General features: G+C 49.2%; 14 protein-coding genes. 6 read left to right on the top strand and 8 right to left on the bottom strand.

Going from position 1 to position 17977, the window contains the following annotated elements; genetic code table 11:
• Positions 1–117: 117 nt before the first annotated feature.
• Together EKM87_RS06230 and EKM87_RS06225 are read left to right on the top strand one after the other, a co-directional pair.
• Complete coding sequence (locus EKM87_RS06230; RefSeq protein WP_125682955.1) at positions 118–627, top strand: YbhB/YbcL family Raf kinase inhibitor-like protein; 510 nt, start codon at positions 118–120, stop codon at positions 625–627.
• Positions 628–650: 23 nt separating this feature from the next.
• Positions 651–1166 (top strand): universal stress protein, encoded by a 516-nt coding sequence (locus EKM87_RS06225; RefSeq protein ID WP_164506447.1) that lies wholly within the window; start codon positions 651–653, stop codon positions 1164–1166.
• 545 nt (positions 1167–1711) lie between these two features.
• Here EKM87_RS06225 and EKM87_RS06220 read toward each other — a convergent pair.
• Complete coding sequence (locus EKM87_RS06220; RefSeq protein ID WP_125682951.1) at positions 1712–2086, bottom strand: iron chaperone; 375 nt, start codon at positions 2084–2086, stop codon at positions 1712–1714.
• A gap of 201 nt (positions 2087–2287) precedes the next feature.
• Here EKM87_RS06220 and EKM87_RS06215 point away from each other — a divergent pair, with 201 nt between their 5' ends.
• Complete coding sequence (locus tag EKM87_RS06215) at positions 2288–3586, top strand: tyrosine-protein phosphatase (RefSeq protein ID WP_125682949.1); 1299 nt, start codon at positions 2288–2290, stop codon at positions 3584–3586.
• Positions 3587–3653: 67 nt separating this feature from the next.
• Here the strand turns inward: EKM87_RS06215 and EKM87_RS06210 are convergent, their stop codons facing one another.
• From EKM87_RS06210 to xylA, 5 genes are all read right to left on the bottom strand, one after another.
• Positions 3654–4433, bottom strand: a complete 780-nt coding sequence (locus EKM87_RS06210) for a (S)-acetoin forming diacetyl reductase (protein WP_125682947.1) — start codon at positions 4431–4433, stop codon at positions 3654–3656.
• 603 nt (positions 4434–5036) lie between these two features.
• A complete protein-coding gene (locus EKM87_RS06205; protein WP_125682945.1) occupies positions 5037–6413 on the bottom strand; it encodes a sugar porter family MFS transporter in 1377 nt (458 codons plus the stop codon).
• A gap of 327 nt (positions 6414–6740) precedes the next feature.
• Positions 6741–8114, bottom strand: coding sequence for a sugar porter family MFS transporter (locus EKM87_RS06200; protein ID WP_125682943.1), 1374 nt, complete (start codon positions 8112–8114; stop codon positions 6741–6743).
• 253 nt (positions 8115–8367) lie between these two features.
• A complete protein-coding gene (gene xylB / locus EKM87_RS06195; protein WP_125682941.1) occupies positions 8368–9879 on the bottom strand; it encodes a xylulokinase in 1512 nt (503 codons plus the stop codon).
• 697 nt (positions 9880–10576) lie between these two features.
• Positions 10577–11932 (bottom strand): xylose isomerase, encoded by a 1356-nt coding sequence (xylA, locus tag EKM87_RS06190; RefSeq protein WP_125682939.1) that lies wholly within the window; start codon positions 11930–11932, stop codon positions 10577–10579.
• A gap of 373 nt (positions 11933–12305) precedes the next feature.
• Between xylA and EKM87_RS06185 the strand changes: the two genes are divergently transcribed.
• Positions 12306–12632: a hypothetical protein gene (locus EKM87_RS06185; protein ID WP_125682937.1), complete on the top strand. Its 327-nt coding sequence runs from the start codon at positions 12306–12308 to the stop codon at positions 12630–12632.
• A 340-nt stretch (positions 12633–12972) separates the two neighbouring features.
• The gene (locus EKM87_RS06180; RefSeq protein ID WP_164506446.1) at positions 12973–15132 is read left to right on the top strand and encodes a MucBP domain-containing protein; all 2160 of its coding nucleotides are present in this window, start codon (positions 12973–12975) and stop codon (positions 15130–15132) included.
• Between the two features lie 54 nt (positions 15133–15186).
• On the opposite strand, the gene EKM87_RS06175 is transcribed toward EKM87_RS06180, so the two are convergent.
• Positions 15187–16371 carry an ROK family protein gene (locus EKM87_RS06175; protein ID WP_125682933.1) on the bottom strand — a complete coding sequence of 395 codons (1185 nt, stop codon included), beginning with the start codon at positions 16369–16371 and terminating at the stop codon, positions 15187–15189.
• Between the two features lie 307 nt (positions 16372–16678).
• Positions 16679–17101, bottom strand: a complete 423-nt coding sequence (gene arsC / locus EKM87_RS06170) for an arsenate reductase (thioredoxin) (RefSeq protein WP_125682931.1) — start codon at positions 17099–17101, stop codon at positions 16679–16681.
• A 320-nt stretch (positions 17102–17421) separates the two neighbouring features.
• Between arsC and EKM87_RS06165 the strand changes: the two genes are divergently transcribed.
• A complete protein-coding gene (locus EKM87_RS06165; protein ID WP_125682929.1) occupies positions 17422–17964 on the top strand; it encodes a zinc-ribbon domain-containing protein in 543 nt (180 codons plus the stop codon).
• The last annotated feature ends 13 nt before the right edge of the window (positions 17965–17977 follow it).

Below are 17977 nucleotides of genomic sequence, written 5' to 3'. Positions count from 1 at the left end.
TATATTAGATATATTCCTCTTATACGGATAATTATACATTATTCATGAATATTCACAGTTTGCCAGCTGCCTGCGGTATAATGAAGGGAGTTAAGCGTCATCAATAGGAGGGATTTCATGCGAATTTTTGTGCCAACAGAAGACGGCTATTTAGCCGATGAATACAGTAAGCACGCCACTGGCGACGATGTGTACGCCGGTGACCCCGTCAAATCATTTCCCATTAGTCTATCGAAACTACCTAAGAAAACCAGCACCATTGCCTTAAACCTGATTGATTTCGATGCTGTTCCAGTCAGTGGCTTCCCCTGGATTCACTGGGTAGCCGCCAACTTTCCCGGAACCACCCGTGAAATCACGGCCGACGTTTCCCGGACGAACGCGATTCCTCACGTCCACGGCCGCAACAGCAATGCCGGTTCCTTGGTTGGCAATACGGATCCCGCTATCTTTCAAAATTACACGGGACCATTCCCCCCAGATAAGGACCATGACTACAGCTTGACGGTCTACGCGCTGAACACCAAGCTGGACTTGGAAGACGGCTTCTGGCTCAACGACTTTCTTCATCAAATCAACGGCCACGTCCTGGATACAGCCACCATTACCTTAAAGGGACGCGTCTAAACTACTATTAAAGAAGGTTAATTATGGAACAGAATTACTCACGTATCCTGGTTCCCCTTGATGGATCCGTTCAAGCCGAACTGGCGCTTAAAAAGGCCGTGGACGTTGCGCAAAGAAATCACGCGCACATTGACCTCCTGAACGTCTTACGCATCAATCACTATGGTTTTTACGCCAGTGGGGCGATGCCCGGTGGTGTCATCCACGAACTCGCTGAAGACGCCCAGTCCTACCTGAACTCACTAGTGGAAACGACCAGTGCTGCCACTGGCTTCAAGGATATGGACATCCACGTGCGGTTCGGCAATCCCAAAACGGTTATCTCTCATGAATTTGTACAAGACCACCATGATGATCTGATCATGCTGGGTGCTACCGGATTGAGCGCCATGGCCCGCGTTGTCGAAGGTTCCGTAACGGCCTACGTCAGCCGCATGGCTAAGGTTGATGTCTTTGTGGTTCGGACTAACGAACAGGGCGAACCCATCGATGCCAAACGCGCCGCTGCCAAGAACGCTGAACAGCCTAAGCTTTCCTAGCTAGGTGGTCTGTCTCCGGTTGGCGGGGGCTGGTCGCTGTGGGGATCGCCTGCGGCCTGAGGGGCGGTCCTCCGGCTCGACTTTAAACCTCGGAAAACCACCGAGGTTCAAAGCTCGTCCCGTGGCGTTAACTCGGTAAATCACCGAGTTAACGCCACCGACACAGCGACCAGCCCCCGCCAACCTCCGACTATCCAAGCTCGACTTCAACTGTTCACTATCTTGTTTGCTAACTCAATATGCGGCAGACAACTTTGTTAAACGAACTAATTTAAGATCAACCTAAAAAGATTCCTCAGCCTATTACGGTTGAGGAATCTTTATTTTTACCATTTTTAGTTCCAAAGATAATAGCAAATCCGAATCTTTAACTCGCGACAAAAGATGCTAATTCAATCTAAGCCGGAGGTGCTCAGGGCTGGGGACAGCCATGGGCGCCTTGAAAGACACGGGTTTCTACGTGGCTTCAAATCGAGCGAGAAGCCCGCCCTTTGGCTGAAGCGTCCCCACGGTAGGCCCCGCTTCTGGCCACCGGAGATACTAGATTATTTTCGCCAAAATGTCGTACAGTCCGCCTTGTCCGCAATGTTAAAGGCAATGATCTGTTTTAATAGGTCGTAATCCACGTCTTGGGTCCATTTAATCCGACCAAATTTCTTGCCAGGATTGTAATGTGCCGCCGCGATCTGGTCAGCGAACGCTTCCATGACTGGCCCTTCCGGTGCAAATGCCATGTGGGGCTTGGCTACGCTGAAACCAATAATAAACGTGCCGTGGTCCGTAAACATGGGCTGGTTCCACGCATACCGTTGTTCTAGCTGCGGGAAGGTCTCCTGGACCCAATTTAAAACGGTACGCACCCGTTCCTGATGCGCTTCATCTTCAATCTTCCCTAGGTACTCCTCAAACTCTGCAATCATCTAGTCACCCCTCAACATTTTCAAAAAGTTGCCCCCATTGTACCATGTTCTCTTAGTCGTTAGGCCAGTAAACTTTTATTACAACAAAATTTATGTTCGGATTTACAGCATCTGTACAGAAACCTAATTGAACCGTGACATTCATCTGATAACGTGAGAAATGGTTAAGGATCACAAACTATTTCCTAGGGAGGAATTACCATGTCTCACTCAGTCACTGCTCGATCAATTAAACTGCTCTGTCTGTCACTCCTGCTGGCCGGTGTTATCGCGCCAACCGCGTCCGCAGCAACTCAGGCTGCCCCAACTGCACCAACGACAACCAAGGCTAACACTGCTAAATATTCTTCTGCCAGCAGTTCCAGCTACGTCATCCCCGCCAAGCCCAATCCCGACCACCGAGTCGTCCTCAGCGGGACAAGGAACACCCGTGACATGGGTGGCATCAAGACTGCCGATGGTAAATGGCAGATTCGTCCCAAAGCTTTGATCCGGTCGGACCGGCTGTACAGGCTGGATGACCACGACGTCACCGTCCTCAGTCACGACTACAACGTAAAAAACGTCGTGGACTTTCGGACGCCCGGCCAGGTAGCTGGTTCACCCGACGCCGCCATTCCTGGAGCACCCATCACCTATCTCTCAATCTTCGGGCCCCAAGCGGCAGCCAACCACGGTCTAGGTGATGGTGACTTCTACGGTTCGCGCCTTGAGTTAGGCTACTACGCCATTACGGGCTATCGTCAATTTCTAAACAGTTTGTTAACCAATAAAGGTGCCACCCTTTTTCACTGTGTCACCGGGAAAGACCGAACGGGAATCGCAGCCGTCCTCATCCTTTCCGCACTGGGAATGGACAAGCAAACGACCGTCGACGACTTCATGTTATCCAATTTTTACTATGGTCGAGAAGCCGTTAAGCAGAGCTGGATCGATGAATACTATCAGGTCATCTCACAAAACTACACCAACATTTCAAATTATCTGACTCGCGAGCTGAACTTCCCGGTTGCCAAACGTGAACAACTGAAGGCCCGCTACCTGGTCTCAACTGACGGCAAGAACACGCCTTACAGCTCGGCTTATACCACGGCTAAGCCCAATCCTAGCGTCCCCACCACGCCAGCACCTAGCACACCTAAACCCGCAACTCCCGCACCAGTAACGAAACCTTCTACCACTACGACCGTCACTGAAGCTGGGCAAGGCGACACCATCAAACCAGCGAAGAAAGCGAAAAAGACCGTTAAAATTACGGCTACTAAGAAACGCCACACCAAGTACATCTACCGGTTAAAGGGTCACAAAGTCTGGTTCAAGGACGCTCACCTCAAGCACAGCAAGGGAAAGACTGCCAAATCAGCTAAAACTAAGTGGCGGATCACCAAACAGGAAACTATCAAAATTAATGGCAAGAAGGCCACGTATCTAAAAGTACAGGATAACCACCATCACACCGCGTGGATCTTGAAAAAATACGTCGTGAAGATTAAGCAGTAACTAGTCTAATCGTACAAATAAGGTCGGGACAAATAGTTGTCCCGACCTTATTTGTACAAAATGCGCGCTAATGGAATTGCATCCCACCATCAACTTCAATCGTTTGGCCAGTAATGTAGTTTGAGTCGGGACCAGCCAGGAAGGAGACCACGTTAGCAACGTCCTCAGGCTCTTCTAGCCGGCCTAACGCGATATCCTTGGCAAATGTCTGCATCCCCCATTCATCGCTCTCACCGGCATTCTCGCCGACCTGATGGGCGATGTCAAACATCATTGGAGTCCTAACGATTCCCGGTGCGTACGCGTTGACGGTGATTCCCTCAGCCGCCAAGTCCCGAGCGGCAACCTGAGTGATCCCTCTGATGGCAAATTTAGTGCCACTGTACAGGGCTAAGTTAGGATTCCCCACCACACCTGCTTGGGAAGACGCGGAGATTATTTTGCCACCATGACCTAACTCACGAAACTTGATGTGGGCCGCCTGGATTCCCCAGAGAGCGCCACCAGCATTGACCCGGTAGACCTTATCAAATTGTTCCGGGGTAATCGTGTCTATGGGAGTGGTTGGTCCGAGGCCAGCGTTGTTGACCATCACGTTGAGGTCACCAAATTCTTCGACAGCAGCGTCAACCGCCTTGAAGACACTTGCGCGGTCCGCAACGTTGGTCCGAATCGATCCCGCCCGACCACCAGCGGCTTCAATCTCTTCTTCCACTAAGTGTGCATTCTCTAAGTTCAAGTCTGCCAGCATAACCGCAAACCCGTCGTGCACCAGTCGCATGGCGATGGCTTTCCCGATTCCTTGACCACCACCAGTAACCAGTGCTACCTGCTTTTTTTCTTCCATAACATTCACTCCTTAAGGTGAGTCTTTTTTGATACGACTGAACTTTAAGTGCTTAACGACTTAAACGGAAATCCTTTTATCCAAATAGACGTAGTTTGTTAACTAAACCTTGAACCTTGGTCGGTCTCAATGGCCGCCTCCGGTTGGCAGGGAGTGGGCTGGCTGTGGGGACCGCTTTCGGCCTGAGGGGCGGTCCTTCAGCTCGACTCAAAGCCCCCGCCAAGTTCGCGCGGTCTCTGAGCTCGTCCCGTGCTGTAGGCCCGGGCAACCCCGCCCGGACCTACAGCACCGACACAGCCCGCCCGCTCCCTGCCAACCTCCAGCTATACTAATATTGATCAATTAAACCGGCTTGGTAAATGCCCACTGATTTCACGTTTAGTTTCAATCAAAGTAGCATCCCAGTTAATCAAACTAACCAGCAGCCTCTCACCAAAACCTGCTCATGACGCCCTTTAACCACCAAACCTTCCTCACTAAAAAACTGAAAAAAAGAAGCCACCCTCTCAGGAGTGACTTCAGTCTTTCACTTAATTTTAAATTGTGCGCCGGGAAATTGACCACTCATAGCGTTATTGGCAATTTCTCAGGCACCACGTTCATTTACTTTTGTGCGGCGCTCAAGCTAGAAGCATCTTCGCCAGCCTTAGCACGTAAGGTGGCTTCGATATCTTCCAAGGAACGGTTCCGTGTTTCGAAGACTTTCTTTTGGACGAACCAGATGGAAACCAAGCAGAGAACACCATAACCGATGAACAAACTCCCAGTACCGAAGAAGTCCAACAGAGATGGGAAAGTTAAGGAAACAATCATGTTAGCAGTCCAGTTGATCACACTAGCAAATGAGTTCCCTAACCCACGAATGTTCAATGGGAAGACTTCACCAATCATAACCCACATTACAGGGCCCCAAGTTGCGGAGAAGAAGGCAATGTAGATGGTCAAGGCGATAACGGAAATAATCGCAGCAGTTTGAGAACCACCGGAGAACTTCATCCCAAGGCTCATCACGAACAGTGAGATGGCCATCCCAACAGCCCCAATGATCAGCATCTTCTTACGGTCAACCTTATCCATAATGGTTACGGCAACGGCAGTAACGATCACGTTAAAGATCCCGATACCAATGTGGGCTAACAGTGCGGCGGAAACCCCGAAACCAACATCCGTAAAGATGGTTGGTGCGTAGTACAGCACGGTGTTACATCCCATGACTTGTTGGAAAATTGCTAACCCAAAACCAATGGTCAATGAAGGACGAACCATCTTACTGAAGAGTTCCTTCCAGCCACCACTAACGATCTTGGCTGATTCTTCGATTTGGGCAACTTCCTTGTCAACTGCGGCTTGGTCATGCTTGTTCATGGTATCCAGCACCTCACGTGCTTCGGCCATGTGACCTGACTTAACCAAGAACCGAGGGCTTTCTGGCAGGACCAACCCACCAATGAACAACAGAGCAGCTGGAATAGCAGCGAACCCTAACATCCAACGCCAGCCGGTGTACATACCAGAGAAACTGTAGTTGGTGATGTAAGCCAACAGGATCCCAGTCATAACCATCAGTTGGAACAGACTAGAAACGGTCCCCCGCTTATCAGCAGGTGCCAATTCAGCCAGGTACGTTGGAATCAAAGCTGAAGCAGCCCCAACGGCCATCCCTAAGATGATCCGGGAAACAATCAGTGTCCAGAACTCTGGTGAGAAGGCAGATCCTAAAGCACCGACCAAGAAAATAATAGCTGAAAGCAGCAATAACTTCCGCCGACCAAAACGGTCAGAGGATGGTCCAATGATGGCGGCACCTAAGATGGCACCTAATAAGACGGCACTAACGACCCAGCCTTGTTGCCAAGACCCTAAATTCATTTGTTTCTGGATAAACAGAATTGCTCCTGAAATTACCCCGGTATCATACCCAAAGAGGAGACCCCCAAGGGCGCCGAAGAAGTAAACAAAGCCAGTTGAAACTTTTCGCATGTTCTTACTTCCTTTGACGGTTCGTCGCCGCATAATTTTTTTGCAATATGTAAGTTGGCACATTTAGCGTTGGTTGATTGCCACAACCAACTAGAAGCTATGATAGCACTTTCATCAAATTTTTGAAAGCGTTTCCTACGGAATTTCGTAAAGGTTTTCGCAATCAGGGTAAACGGTTTCACAGCACAATCTCGTGACTTTCCTTATAAACTCTATGTTTCTCACCACCACTGATAAATCCAAGTCACTTTAAAATTTTTTACAAAAAAAAACGAGAAAGCCATCCTCGCAGGAATGGCCCTCTCGCAATCAAAGGGAATACTTAACTTATTTGGCAGCGTTCAGGCTAGCTTCTTTTTCGTCAGCCTTAGCACGCAGCGTTGCTTCGATATCTTCCAAAGAACGGTTCCGAGTTTCGAAGACCTTCTTTTGAACGAACCAGATAGAAGCAAAGCAGAGAACCCCGTAACCGATAAACAGACTACCAGTACCGAAGAAGTCTAACAGAGATGGGAAAGTTAAGGAAACGATCATGTTAGCGGTCCAGTTGATCACACTAGCAAAAGAGTTCCCTAACCCACGGATGTTCAATGGGAAGACTTCACCAATCATAACCCACATTACGGGACCCCAGGTTGCGGAGAAGAAAGCAATGTAGATGGTCAAGGCGATAACGGAGATGATGGCTGCGGTTTGAGAACCACCGGAGAACTTCATCCCGAGACTCATAACGAACAGGGAAATCCCCATCCCAACGGCACCAATGTTCAACATCTTCTTACGGTCGATCTTATCCATGATCATTACGGCAATCGCAGTAACGATCACGTTAAAGATCCCGATACCGATGTGGGCTAACAGGGCTGCGTTGACCCCGAAACCAACGTCAGTAAAGATGGTTGGTGCGTAGTACAGAACGGTGTTACAACCCATGACTTGTTGGAAGATCGCCAAACCGATACCAATCGTCAATGAAGGACGAACCATCAGGCCAAAGAGTTCTTTCCAGCCACCGTTCTTCATCTTAGCTTGTTCTTCAATTTGTGCTAATTCTTTGTCAACAACGGGCGTGTTGTGCTTGTTCATGGTGTCCAAAATTTGGCGTGCGTGGTCACTGTGACCCGTTTTAACCAAGAAACGAGGACTTTCAGGTAAGATCAAGCCACCTAAGAACAGGATTGCGGCAGGAATTGCGGCAAACCCTAACATCCAACGCCAGCCGGTGTAGAAGCCAGCAAATCCGTAGTTGGTGATGTAGGCTAACAGAATCCCGGTCATAACCATCAGTTGGAACAGACTGGACATCGTCCCCCGTTTGTCAGCGGGTGATAGTTCAGCTAAGTAAGTTGGAATCAGGGCTGAGGCAGCCCCAACGGCCATCCCAAGGACGACCCGTGAAACAATTAATGTCCAAAACTCTGGTGAGAATGCGGAGCCCAAGGCCCCCACGAAGAAAATAATTGCTGATAATAGCAGTAACTTCCGCCGGCCATAACGGTCAGAGGATGGTCCGATGATGGCAGCCCCTAAAATGGCCCCCAACAGAACGGCACTAACGACCCAGCCTTGTTGCCAGGAACCCAGGTGCATCTGCTTTTGAATAAATAAAATGGCTCCAGAAATTACCCCGGTATCGTAACCGAATAGTAATCCACCCAAAGCCCCGAAGAAATAAACAAATCCGGTCGAAACTTTTCGCATAGATATCGCTCCTTATGCGGCTTTCGCCGTAAAATTCTAAAGTGGCAGTGTATGTGACGAAGTATAGCTGAAAATGTAAGTGTAAGTTGGTGTTTTTAACAGTTGTTGGTTGATTGGTTCAACCAACCATGTGCATATAATAACATGGTTCAAATCGTTTTGGAAGCGTTTTCTTGAGAAAATAAAAAAAACTCGGCATTTCGCCGGGTTTTTCTATCAGATTACTTGCATTTCATTGATGAAACGCAACGTGCTAGTTAAGTTCTTCGCGCCGGTAGTCCAGTAATTGCGCACTGATCGACTTGGTCTGTTGGTAGACCTGCTTGTAGATTTTGTGCATCTTAGCGTACTTTTTGGCGTTCTCAGGGTTTGGTTCGTAAGCCTTGCCAAAGTGGACGAAGGTTTCCGCACAATCCTGCAGGGAGTCGAACCAGCCGAGACCGGTGGCCGCAATCATGGCAGCCCCCATTCCTGGCCCCTGTTCGTTCGTCAGGCTGACAACTTTACGGTTAAAGATATCGGCTTGAATTTGCAACCAGAGCGGACTCTTGGCCCCACCACCAATGGAAACGACCGTATCAAAGTCGCCGCCATTTTCTTCGTAGATGTCAAAGAGATCCCGGAAGGAGAAGACGATACCTTCTAGCACGGCCCGCACGAAGTCGTAGCGTTTGTGAGTGCCATCGACCCCGGTAAAGCTCCCCCGGATATCAGCGTCGGCGTATGGTGCCCGTTCACCGACGATATAGGGCGTGTAGAGCAGCCCATTGGCCCCAACGGTACTTTTAGCCGCACTGGCCACAAAGTCCGTGAAATCGGCTTCTGGAGCGAAAGTCTTCTTGAACCAGCTCAAAGAATAACCGGCTGCCAGAGTGACCCCCATAGAGTAGTACTTGTCGGGAATGGCGTGGTCTTCAAACTGCACGACACCGTGATAGTTCACGTCAGCCGTGTCTTCATACTTCAGAACAACCCCAGACGTCCCAATACTGGACAGAACCATGTTGGGATGCAGGATCCCGGCACCAACGGCACCAGCAGCGTTATCAGCGGCACCACCATAGACCTTAGTGGCCGTGGTCAAGCCAGAGAATTCGGCGTAGGCCGGTGTAACCGTCCCAGCAAAATCAACGGACTTGATCAAAGGTGGGCACATGCTCATTGGGATATCAAAGGTATCACAAATTTTCTGGCTCCATTCACCCTTCGCAACGTCGAGGAGAACGGTCCCAGTCGCATCTGAATAGTCCATGGCCAGGTTACCCGTCATGCGGTAACGCACGTAGTCTTTAGGCAGGACAAAGTACTTAGCCTTAGCCCAAATGTCAGGTTCATTTTCTTTGACCCAAAGTAATTTCGTCAGCGTAAAGCCTTCGAGGGGTTGGTTCCCAGTGATGTCGACAAATTCGTCGCCCATCTTGGCTTCAATTTCTTCACGTTGTGGCGTGGTCCGCGTATCGTTCCACAAAATAGCGGGACGTAAAACTTTCTTATTTTCGTCAAGCAGAACCATCCCGTGCATTTGTCCAGAGTAACTCAGGCCTTCAATGTCAGCGGCATCTAAGTGATCGTTTAAAATCAACCGCACAATCGCCACCGTTGTTCCAGAAACCCAGTCCTCTGGGTTCTGTTCGTTATAGCCAGGCTTCTTTTGAATCAAATCATAGTCAAAACTTTCTTGGGCGACAATTTGCCCACTGTGGTCTAAGGCCGACACCTTAACGGCACTGGTCCCTAGGTCAACACCGAGTACATACTTCCCCATCGGTCATTCCTCCTAAATATTTTAGTGGTTGAGGCCGCTTCCGGTGGGGACGGGTCACGCTGTGGGGCAACCCCGGAAGCCACAAAACGGTCTTCCGGGGCGACTTGGTGCCCCACCAGAACCGTGGGTCACCAAGTACGGCCCATGTTCTAAGCGGCAAAAACCGCCACTAAGAACATCGACACTGCGTGACCCGTCCCCACCTCCAGCTAACTACTGGCAACATGCCGTTGCTAATACGCTGGTGAATGGGCCTAGCCATCTATTCGTTTGGTTATCCTAATTATGTTAAAACAGTTATTATTTCAGATAAATTACGTGAGTAAATCTAACACTTTACAGACCTCTATCACTTAGAAAGCCTACCAAGAATATCACAGTCATGTGCCAGATATTGTTTTGCGTGACCACCCTAGCTATCCAGAGCCGGTGGCCGCCAGTTACTGCGCAGTGACGGTGGTGTTAGCTAGCGTTCTTAGCTAGCTTAGACCACGGGCCACGAGGGAAACACGCGGGTTAGGCGGGGTTCTCTCGTGCCTTTTCAGACCGCACTTTGGCTGAAAAGGTTGCCCCCACTGCGCAGTAGCTGGCGGACGCAGGCGGCACAACTAACAGCAAGCCACAAGCATAAAAATGGCGGACGAACACACCGTCCGTCCGCCATTCTATATGATATTTATTTTCGCAAAGTCCGAGATTACTTGCTCAGAGTGTCAATGATGTAATGGTTGATCGTATCCTTGACTTCTTCCAAGTGGTCAGAGTGCGTAGCAGCAATCAATTCTGATTGTGGCTTGTCGATAGCGTACTTTTCAAGGGACTTGAAGTCTGCCTTGCCGCTTTCGATATCAGCACCGATACCGGATTCGTATGAACTGTAACGGTCCTTCTTCAAGTTGTCTAAGAAGCCGTCTTCCTTCATAGCAACAGCAACCCGTAAGCCGGCAGCAAAGCTGTCCATACCTACGATGTGGCCGTAGAAGAGGTCTTCTGGGGCAAATGATGAACGACGAGGCTTAGCATCGAAGTTCAAACCACCGCGAGGGCCGATGCTGCCGTTTTCAACAACTTCGTACATTGCAGCAGTCGTTTCGTACAGGTTAGATGGGTATTCATCAATATCCCAGCCAATCAGCTTGTCGCCTTGGTTGGCATCCAATGAACCTAACAGACCTGCTTCACGGGCAGTCCGGATTTCGTGTTGGTAAGTGTGACCAGCTAAGTTAGCGTGGTTACCTTCCAAGTTCAACTTGAAGTCTTTGTCCAAGCCATATTCCTTCATGAAGGCAATGGTGGTTGCGGCATCGAAGTCGTATTGGTGAGTCGTTGGTTCCTTAGGCTTTGGTTCGAGCAACATTTGTGCATCGAAGCCAATTTCGTTAGCGTAGTCCTTAGCCATGTGGAAGAACTTAGCAGCATGTTCTTGTTCTTCCTTCATGTTCGTGTTCCAGAGTGATTCGTAACCTTCACGGCCACCCCAGAAGACATAGTTTTCGGAGCCAACGCGCTTACCAATTTCCAAACTATGCTTCAATTGAGCGGCACAGTAAGCAAAGATGTCAGCGTATGGAGAAGTAGCAGCCCCTTCAACGAAGCGAGGGTTCGTGAACATGTTTGACGTGTTCCACAGAACCTTCATGCCACTCGTCTTTTGGTATTCGACGATCTTGTCAACGACTTTGTCCAAGTTAGCGTTGGTTTCACGTAAAGTGTCGCCTTCTGGAGCTAAGTCACGATCGTGGAAGCAAAGGTAATCTACACCTAATTTGTCGTAAAATTCAAATGCAGCATCAACCTTGGCTAAAGCCAAATCCATTGGATCTGTGTACTTGTCGTAAGGACGTTGGGCAGTTCCATCACCGAATGGGTCAACCAAACGTTGATCGAATGTGTGCCAGTAAGCTACGGCGAACCGTAACCAATCCTTCATTTTCTTACCGCCAATAACTTCTTCTGGGTTGTAGTACTGGAACCCTAAGCCTGACTTTTTATCTGAGTGCCCGACGTATTGAATCTTGTCGATGCCTTTCCAATAACTTGTTTTAGTATCCATAATTAGTAAAACCCTCCTAGTTAGTTCGTTGCGACAACCAACTTACAAATCCTAGTATAACAGGGAACAATCTAAATGCAAGCGTTTTCGAAAACTTTTTCCAGAAAAATGATAGCGGTTGCGCGTAATCCTTGTGCTACCAACTATCCACGTTCCAAAAGAATTTATCCCCAGTCTTTGGTGGCACCTATTTCCTCCCCCAACCAGCTTAGTTGGGCGAGAAACTTAATAAACTGAAACCAGTCTGTGACGGGAAAACCCAGTGTCTGTGAAAATCGTCACATCTAAATTGGTGAATTTAAGAATTATTCTTCTTATAATGAAGGCAATTAATGGGTAAGGTCACAACTCATTTATCTGGGAGGGATATCTGATGGATTTACATATAAATCATCAATGGGGGCGCCATCTGCTCACCCTACTAGTCGTGATTGGATTACTGTGCACTATTGGGGGAATCACTACAGCAACAACGACCAAAGCCTCAGCCTCTGCGCAGGTTACGCGCAAGGTCGACCCCAACGTCAAGGTCAGGGCCGCCGTGAAGGATTCAGTTACTTGGAACGCCGCTCACCAGCAAAAAGCGCTGTTACCACAAACCAATGACCAGATTGTTTCGCCCTGGTTAGGTATCGGCCTCTGCCTTATCGGAACGGGGCTGGTAGGCCGTCAACTGCGCCGCGTTAGAGAGCATGACTAACGAATTGCGATGCTTGCTAACTTCCCCAGCGAACTTGGTAAGCATTTTTCAGTTACTAAAGGTTGAAAGTACTGAAACACCCACTATACCTGGTACAACAAGAATTGAGTATTAGAGTTTAGTCAGACATCGTGGGAAATTGTCGCCTTACCGTTCGCCAAATTTGGACTGGAACGCGGTGGCAGGACGGGACAAGCCATTCAAGTAAAGTCCTTCGCCACGATTCACAAAATTTAACACTAGCACCAGTTGGAAGTCTGCCACTGCTAGCAATCATTTTTGCTCCTGATCAATGGCAGCACTGTCTTTGGAAGTCATTTATCCTGAGGGGGAGTTTAAAATGTTTAAGGGTAGCAACCAATCACGACACTACAAAATGTATAAGAGCGGTCGTGCCTGGGTTTTCGCCAGTATTGTCACCGCTGGAATGGCAGTCACCTTTGGTGGAACACAAGCCAGTGCGGACACCACCGCTGATAACGACCAGTCAACCACCGCCAGCCAATCAACTGAGCCGACGACCGACCAGCAGGAGTCAAAACTAAAGGAAACACCAACAATCCAACCCGCATCAACGTCAGCAGCGACCCCGACGCCAGTAGCCAAATCCTCTGAAACAGCGGTACATACTCCTAAGACACCTGAACAAGCACCCAACCCGGACAACACAACAACGCCGCCACTGGCGAAAAATCTTCAGACTAGTCGGCCAACCAGTCGTTTGGCCCAGTTGCCAGCCTATTCCGCCCCTAAGGTCGCCGTGCCAAAGGCTGCCCCAGCTACCGCAGAAACGATTGACCAGTGGATGCCCAATAAAAAGCTGCAAAGTCTCGTGGCTGCTGCGCTCGGCAAAAACGCGGCTGCCTTGACCAAAGACGACCTGTTAAAATTGACCAAGCTCGAAGTTGGCCACATGAACATCGCTACCACCACCTCCAACGACGGGATTCATCCCTACTCTCTGCAGGGATTGGAATTCGCTACGAATCTAACGTATCTGGATTTATCTTGGAGTACCAACGATATGATGTTGTTAGGCTACGATCGAGGCGACATCACAGACATTTCGCCATTAAGTGCGCTAACTAAGCTAACTTATTTAGACCTCTCCAACAACCACGTCAGCGACGTTACCCCGTTAGCTAACCTGACCCAACTGAAAACACTAATTCTCAACGGCAATGGCGTTTACGATTTCTCTTCATTAGATTACAATCAATTCACCAATCTTGAATTTTCCGAACAACAAGCAACGCTGACGACCCACTACGTCGTGGACCCAGCTAACCCCACAATCACCATTCCGCAACTCGTCAAACTACCCAAGAACTTCTCGGGTAAGTTATCGATCGACATTCCATCTGATTACAACGACGACCAAATTTTGGAAACCATCTATCAGGATCACATGAACGGTGGTGGACTCATGCGTATGTACTACCGGGGTGGCCACATTAAAACTGACGCGGACGGCAACCCCACCACCAACGCCGATGGTAGCGTGACCTTTCTCGACTTACCTGACCAAGTTTCACCATCCAATTATGGGGTTTGGCCTGGTTTCACGGCTGTTCAAAACCCAGTCAAGTACTACTTGATTGAGGACTTCTCGGGCTCTGGCGAAGGCAAATTTATCACGATTCGCCTCTTCATTCCTTACGTCAACCCGCAACCGGCCGAGGCCATCACCCTGCACTACCAAGACAGCTCCGGCAAGGCCATCAAGGACGATACGACCCTCCCCGCTGGGATGATCGGTGACGCCTACACGGTTCCCGCTGAAGACACAGTCATCAACGGTTACACACTCGTCCAAACAATTGGTGAAACGACTGGGACTTACGCGGACACCCCCATCGACATCACCTTCGTTTATGAAAAGCAGGCAACACCACCAGTTGTCACACCAACCACCCAATCCTCAGTGACCGTGCATTACGTCGACCAGCAAGGCCTGCAACTCGCCGCGGACAAAGTCCTGACCGGTGATACCGGCACCTCCTATCAAACCGCGCCACTAACCTTGTCCGGGTACACGTTGACTGCCACGCCAACCAACGCCACCGGGACGTTTGGCACGACAGATCTTGAGGTAACATATATTTACCGGGCCAATAAAACCGACGAGACCGGAAATACTGGGGACACTGGTAACAGCACTCGGCCTAAGAAGCCTAGTAAACCGGCCAAAAAACTAACTACGACCACGACTACGCCCACCCAAGTAGCCGCCCAGAACGGTGGTAACGCCGCCGGTATCATCAACAACCAGCGCGGGGGCAGCGCCGCCACGGTGGCTGGTCAAACCACCACCCTTTCCGCTAACGGTAACGCTAAGGTCGGCGCTACAATGCAGGACTCAGTTGCCTGGCATGTTGCCACTAAGCAGCAAAAAAGTGCATTACCACAAACCAGTGAACCAGCTTCCTCACCACTCATTGGAATCGCTCTCTTGCTTAGTTCTCTAATTGGATGGGGTATCTGGCGGAAACAAGACTAACTCATGACATGTAAAAAGACGTGCAATTCTGCACGTCTTTTTACATGTCTAATTTTATTCGGCATCTGGCCGTTCAAAGTTTAATTCAAAGTGATCCAGACCTAACACCCGGTGGGTAATCAGTGAGCAACCACCTAATACCGTGGCTAAACGGGCATTCTTTGTTAACTCAATACTCATTTCTACCTGTGCTAAGTTCGCAAAAATGGCGCGAATCTGGGTCAATAGCTCTGGCAACTCCTCAACCAACGGTGAGTTCAGGAAGAACGCATCAGGATCCAACGAACGCATCAAATTGTAGAGCATTCCCCCAATGGCGGCAGCAAAGTTAGCCAATGTCATCATTGTTTCCGGATCCCGTTCCCGATATAACTTCACGATGGCCGCTCGGTCCAAATTGTCGACGCCCTTCAAGTCCTCAATCCGTTGGATAATGGCGTCTTCTGAGCCAATATCTTCGGCGTGCACGGGATGTGGTGAATCCGCGGCATCCATCTGAATATCTGCGATGGTCTGACCGATTTCACCAGCATCCCCGTGTTCCCCACGGAAGAGGTCGCGGTGCAAGATAATCCCGGCACCGATCCCTCTATGGATACTGACGGTCACCGTACTATTGAGCTGGCGGGCACCGTTAAAGTCCCGTTCATAAATAGCGGACAGGTTGGCTTCGTTTTCCAAAACCACGGGCACCTGGTAGGCCGTGGAGAAGACCTGTTCCAGGTTTACCCCATCCATATCAATAAATGGTGACGTCTTCACTTGGTTGTTGAAGACGATTCCGTGGATGGAGAAGCAGATGCCAAGCAACCCATTACTGCTAGTATCTTCGCGTTGTAGATCCGTGATGTATTGATTGATGCGGTCGACCATTTCGTGAATTGACTGGCCCTTGGTATCGATCCGGTCATACTTCCAGACACTCCCGTCGAGCCAAGTTGCGAGTGCGTGCAGGTGCCGGTAGCCCAGATCAAACGTCAACGTGTAGCCGTAGCTATTGTTGATCTCAACCAAGGTTGGTTTCCGCCCACCAGCGGTTGACGCCTCCCCCAAGCCTAGTTCTGTTAAGTAACCTTCGGCCATCAGGGTATTGTACAACGATGAGACCGTGGACTTATTCAGGTTAAGCTGGTGAGAAATTTCAATCCGCGAGGTTGGGTGATTGTTGAAAATCTGTTGCAGGACAAACTTCAGGTTCTGGTCATGCAACTGATTTCGATTCATACTACGTCGAACCATTTAAATTCCCTCCTCAAAAACGATAACCGTTCCTCATTGCCGCCCCAAGTTAGTCTTATTGAAAAACCAACCAACCGTTCAGTCACACTTCCGCGATTAAATCGACGTTGCAAGCGGTAACAATATTTTTCATCATGGTTCAGTGAACCAACTAACCCCAGTATCGCTTATGTACAATCAAAATTCAACCGTTTTACCGAAATTTGTTCCGTTTCCCCGGAAGTTGTTGGCCAACTTAGTTAACGATTGAAAGGAGCCGCCCGCAGATTTGCTGGGCAGCTCCATATTTTGGTCGTACATTAATTTTCTAATCAGTCGTTTGCAGGGTGGTGATCAACTGCGCTACTTTGGTCTGAATCTCATCGCGAACTTCTCGGAATACGTCGAGGACCTCCTCGGTGCTGCCCGTTGCCTGCGCCGGATCTGGAAGCGGCCAATGTAACTTTTTGACGGTTGGTGGCGTAACTGGGCAACGGTCACGGGCATCCCCACAGAGTGTCACGACAATATCGCTCTGGTTGAGATACTCAGGATCAATCAACTTAGACTGTTGCTGCGAAATATCGATATCACACTCGGCCATGACCTTTACCGCTAACGGATTCAGACCGTGTTGCTCCACCCCCGCACTAGCTACCTGCCAGGTCTTCGGTGCGAGCTGACGGGCAAACCCCTCTGCCATTTGACTCCGACATGAATTACCCGTGCACAGAAAGTATAATTGGGTCATCGATGAGACCTCCTCTAATTATTAAACAAATGATATTGGTGGTACTATTCTACACCTTTTCTTTGGAAAACCAGACTTTTAAATGTCGCTAGTTTTCCTACTGTACCAGTCTGTTACGCTACCCCCTAATTGCCAATTACGGTCTATTATATTTGTCATATCATCCGGCCAGTATTAACCATTTTATAGCGGATTTATCCCTGACGGCAGAAAGTCATAGCTATTCCAACGGCTAACCGCTATGATGAATCTTAACAGCTTAATTCCTGAAAAGCTAGTCGGTCATTATCAAATGTAAACTCACAGGGGGTCAATCATCGATGGAGAACTACAAGAGTACCTGTATCAAATGTGGGAAACCTATTCCTTTAGGCGCCAACTTCTGCCATTACTGTCAAACGGCACAGGGCATCGATGCGTTCTCATATTCGCCAATAGACGACCATCCCGACCGACCTTATAACGAAACGACCGCCCCAGACCTAGTCACATCTAGCGTCCTTTTTTGCCGGAACTTAGGCAATTTAACAGGTCATATGGGTCGTGCTGACTTCTGGTGGTCGACCGTTGGTATCAGCTTGGTAGAAATGGTGTTAGGCTTCTTAGCCATTATTAGCTTTGGCAGTTTTCGCCGCTTGGGTGAAGAGACGAGTCTCCTAACCGCCGCTCCATTGCTGATTTTGTTGGCCATTGTGATTGCCGGTAACATTACGGCCCAGGTTCGCCGCCTACACGATACCGGCCATAGTGGTCGTTTGTGGTTGATCAATTTGATTCCGTTGGGAAGTCTGATTTTCCTCCTTATTTTATGTGAACCTTCGCGCCAACAACACAATCGCTACATTCAAAAAACCGGCAAGTAGTCGCCTGCCGGTT

It is taken from the genome of Levilactobacillus yonginensis (assembly GCF_003946265.1).
Lineage (GTDB): Bacteria > Bacillota > Bacilli > Lactobacillales > Lactobacillaceae > Levilactobacillus > Levilactobacillus yonginensis.
The sequence above is the reverse complement of the archived record's forward strand: the minus strand, read 5'-3'. Positions and strand labels throughout refer to the sequence as shown.

Coding starts and splice junctions, on each gene's coding strand:
- xylA (WP_125682939.1), bottom strand. CDS start 11,932: ATGGATACTAAAACAAGTTATTGGAAAGGCATCGACAAGATTCAATAC.
- EKM87_RS06215 (WP_125682949.1), top strand. CDS start 2,288: ATGTCTCACTCAGTCACTGCTCGATCAATTAAACTGCTCTGTCTGTCA.
- EKM87_RS06205 (WP_125682945.1), bottom strand. CDS start 6,413: ATGCGAAAAGTTTCAACTGGCTTTGTTTACTTCTTCGGCGCCCTTGGG.
- EKM87_RS06200 (WP_125682943.1), bottom strand. CDS start 8,114: ATGCGAAAAGTTTCGACCGGATTTGTTTATTTCTTCGGGGCTTTGGGT.
- EKM87_RS06220 (WP_125682951.1), bottom strand. CDS start 2,086: ATGATTGCAGAGTTTGAGGAGTACCTAGGGAAGATTGAAGATGAAGCG.
- EKM87_RS06230 (WP_125682955.1), top strand. CDS start 118: ATGCGAATTTTTGTGCCAACAGAAGACGGCTATTTAGCCGATGAATAC.
- EKM87_RS06175 (WP_125682933.1), bottom strand. CDS start 16,371: ATGGTTCGACGTAGTATGAATCGAAATCAGTTGCATGACCAGAACCTG.
- xylB (WP_125682941.1), bottom strand. CDS start 9,879: ATGGGGAAGTATGTACTCGGTGTTGACCTAGGGACCAGTGCCGTTAAG.
- arsC (WP_125682931.1), bottom strand. CDS start 17,101: ATGACCCAATTATACTTTCTGTGCACGGGTAATTCATGTCGGAGTCAA.
- EKM87_RS06225 (WP_164506447.1), top strand. CDS start 651: ATGGAACAGAATTACTCACGTATCCTGGTTCCCCTTGATGGATCCGTT.
- EKM87_RS06165 (WP_125682929.1), top strand. CDS start 17,422: ATGGAGAACTACAAGAGTACCTGTATCAAATGTGGGAAACCTATTCCT.
- EKM87_RS06180 (WP_164506446.1), top strand. CDS start 12,973: ATGTTTAAGGGTAGCAACCAATCACGACACTACAAAATGTATAAGAGC.
- EKM87_RS06210 (WP_125682947.1), bottom strand. CDS start 4,433: ATGGAAGAAAAAAAGCAGGTAGCACTGGTTACTGGTGGTGGTCAAGGA.
- EKM87_RS06185 (WP_125682937.1), top strand. CDS start 12,306: ATGGATTTACATATAAATCATCAATGGGGGCGCCATCTGCTCACCCTA.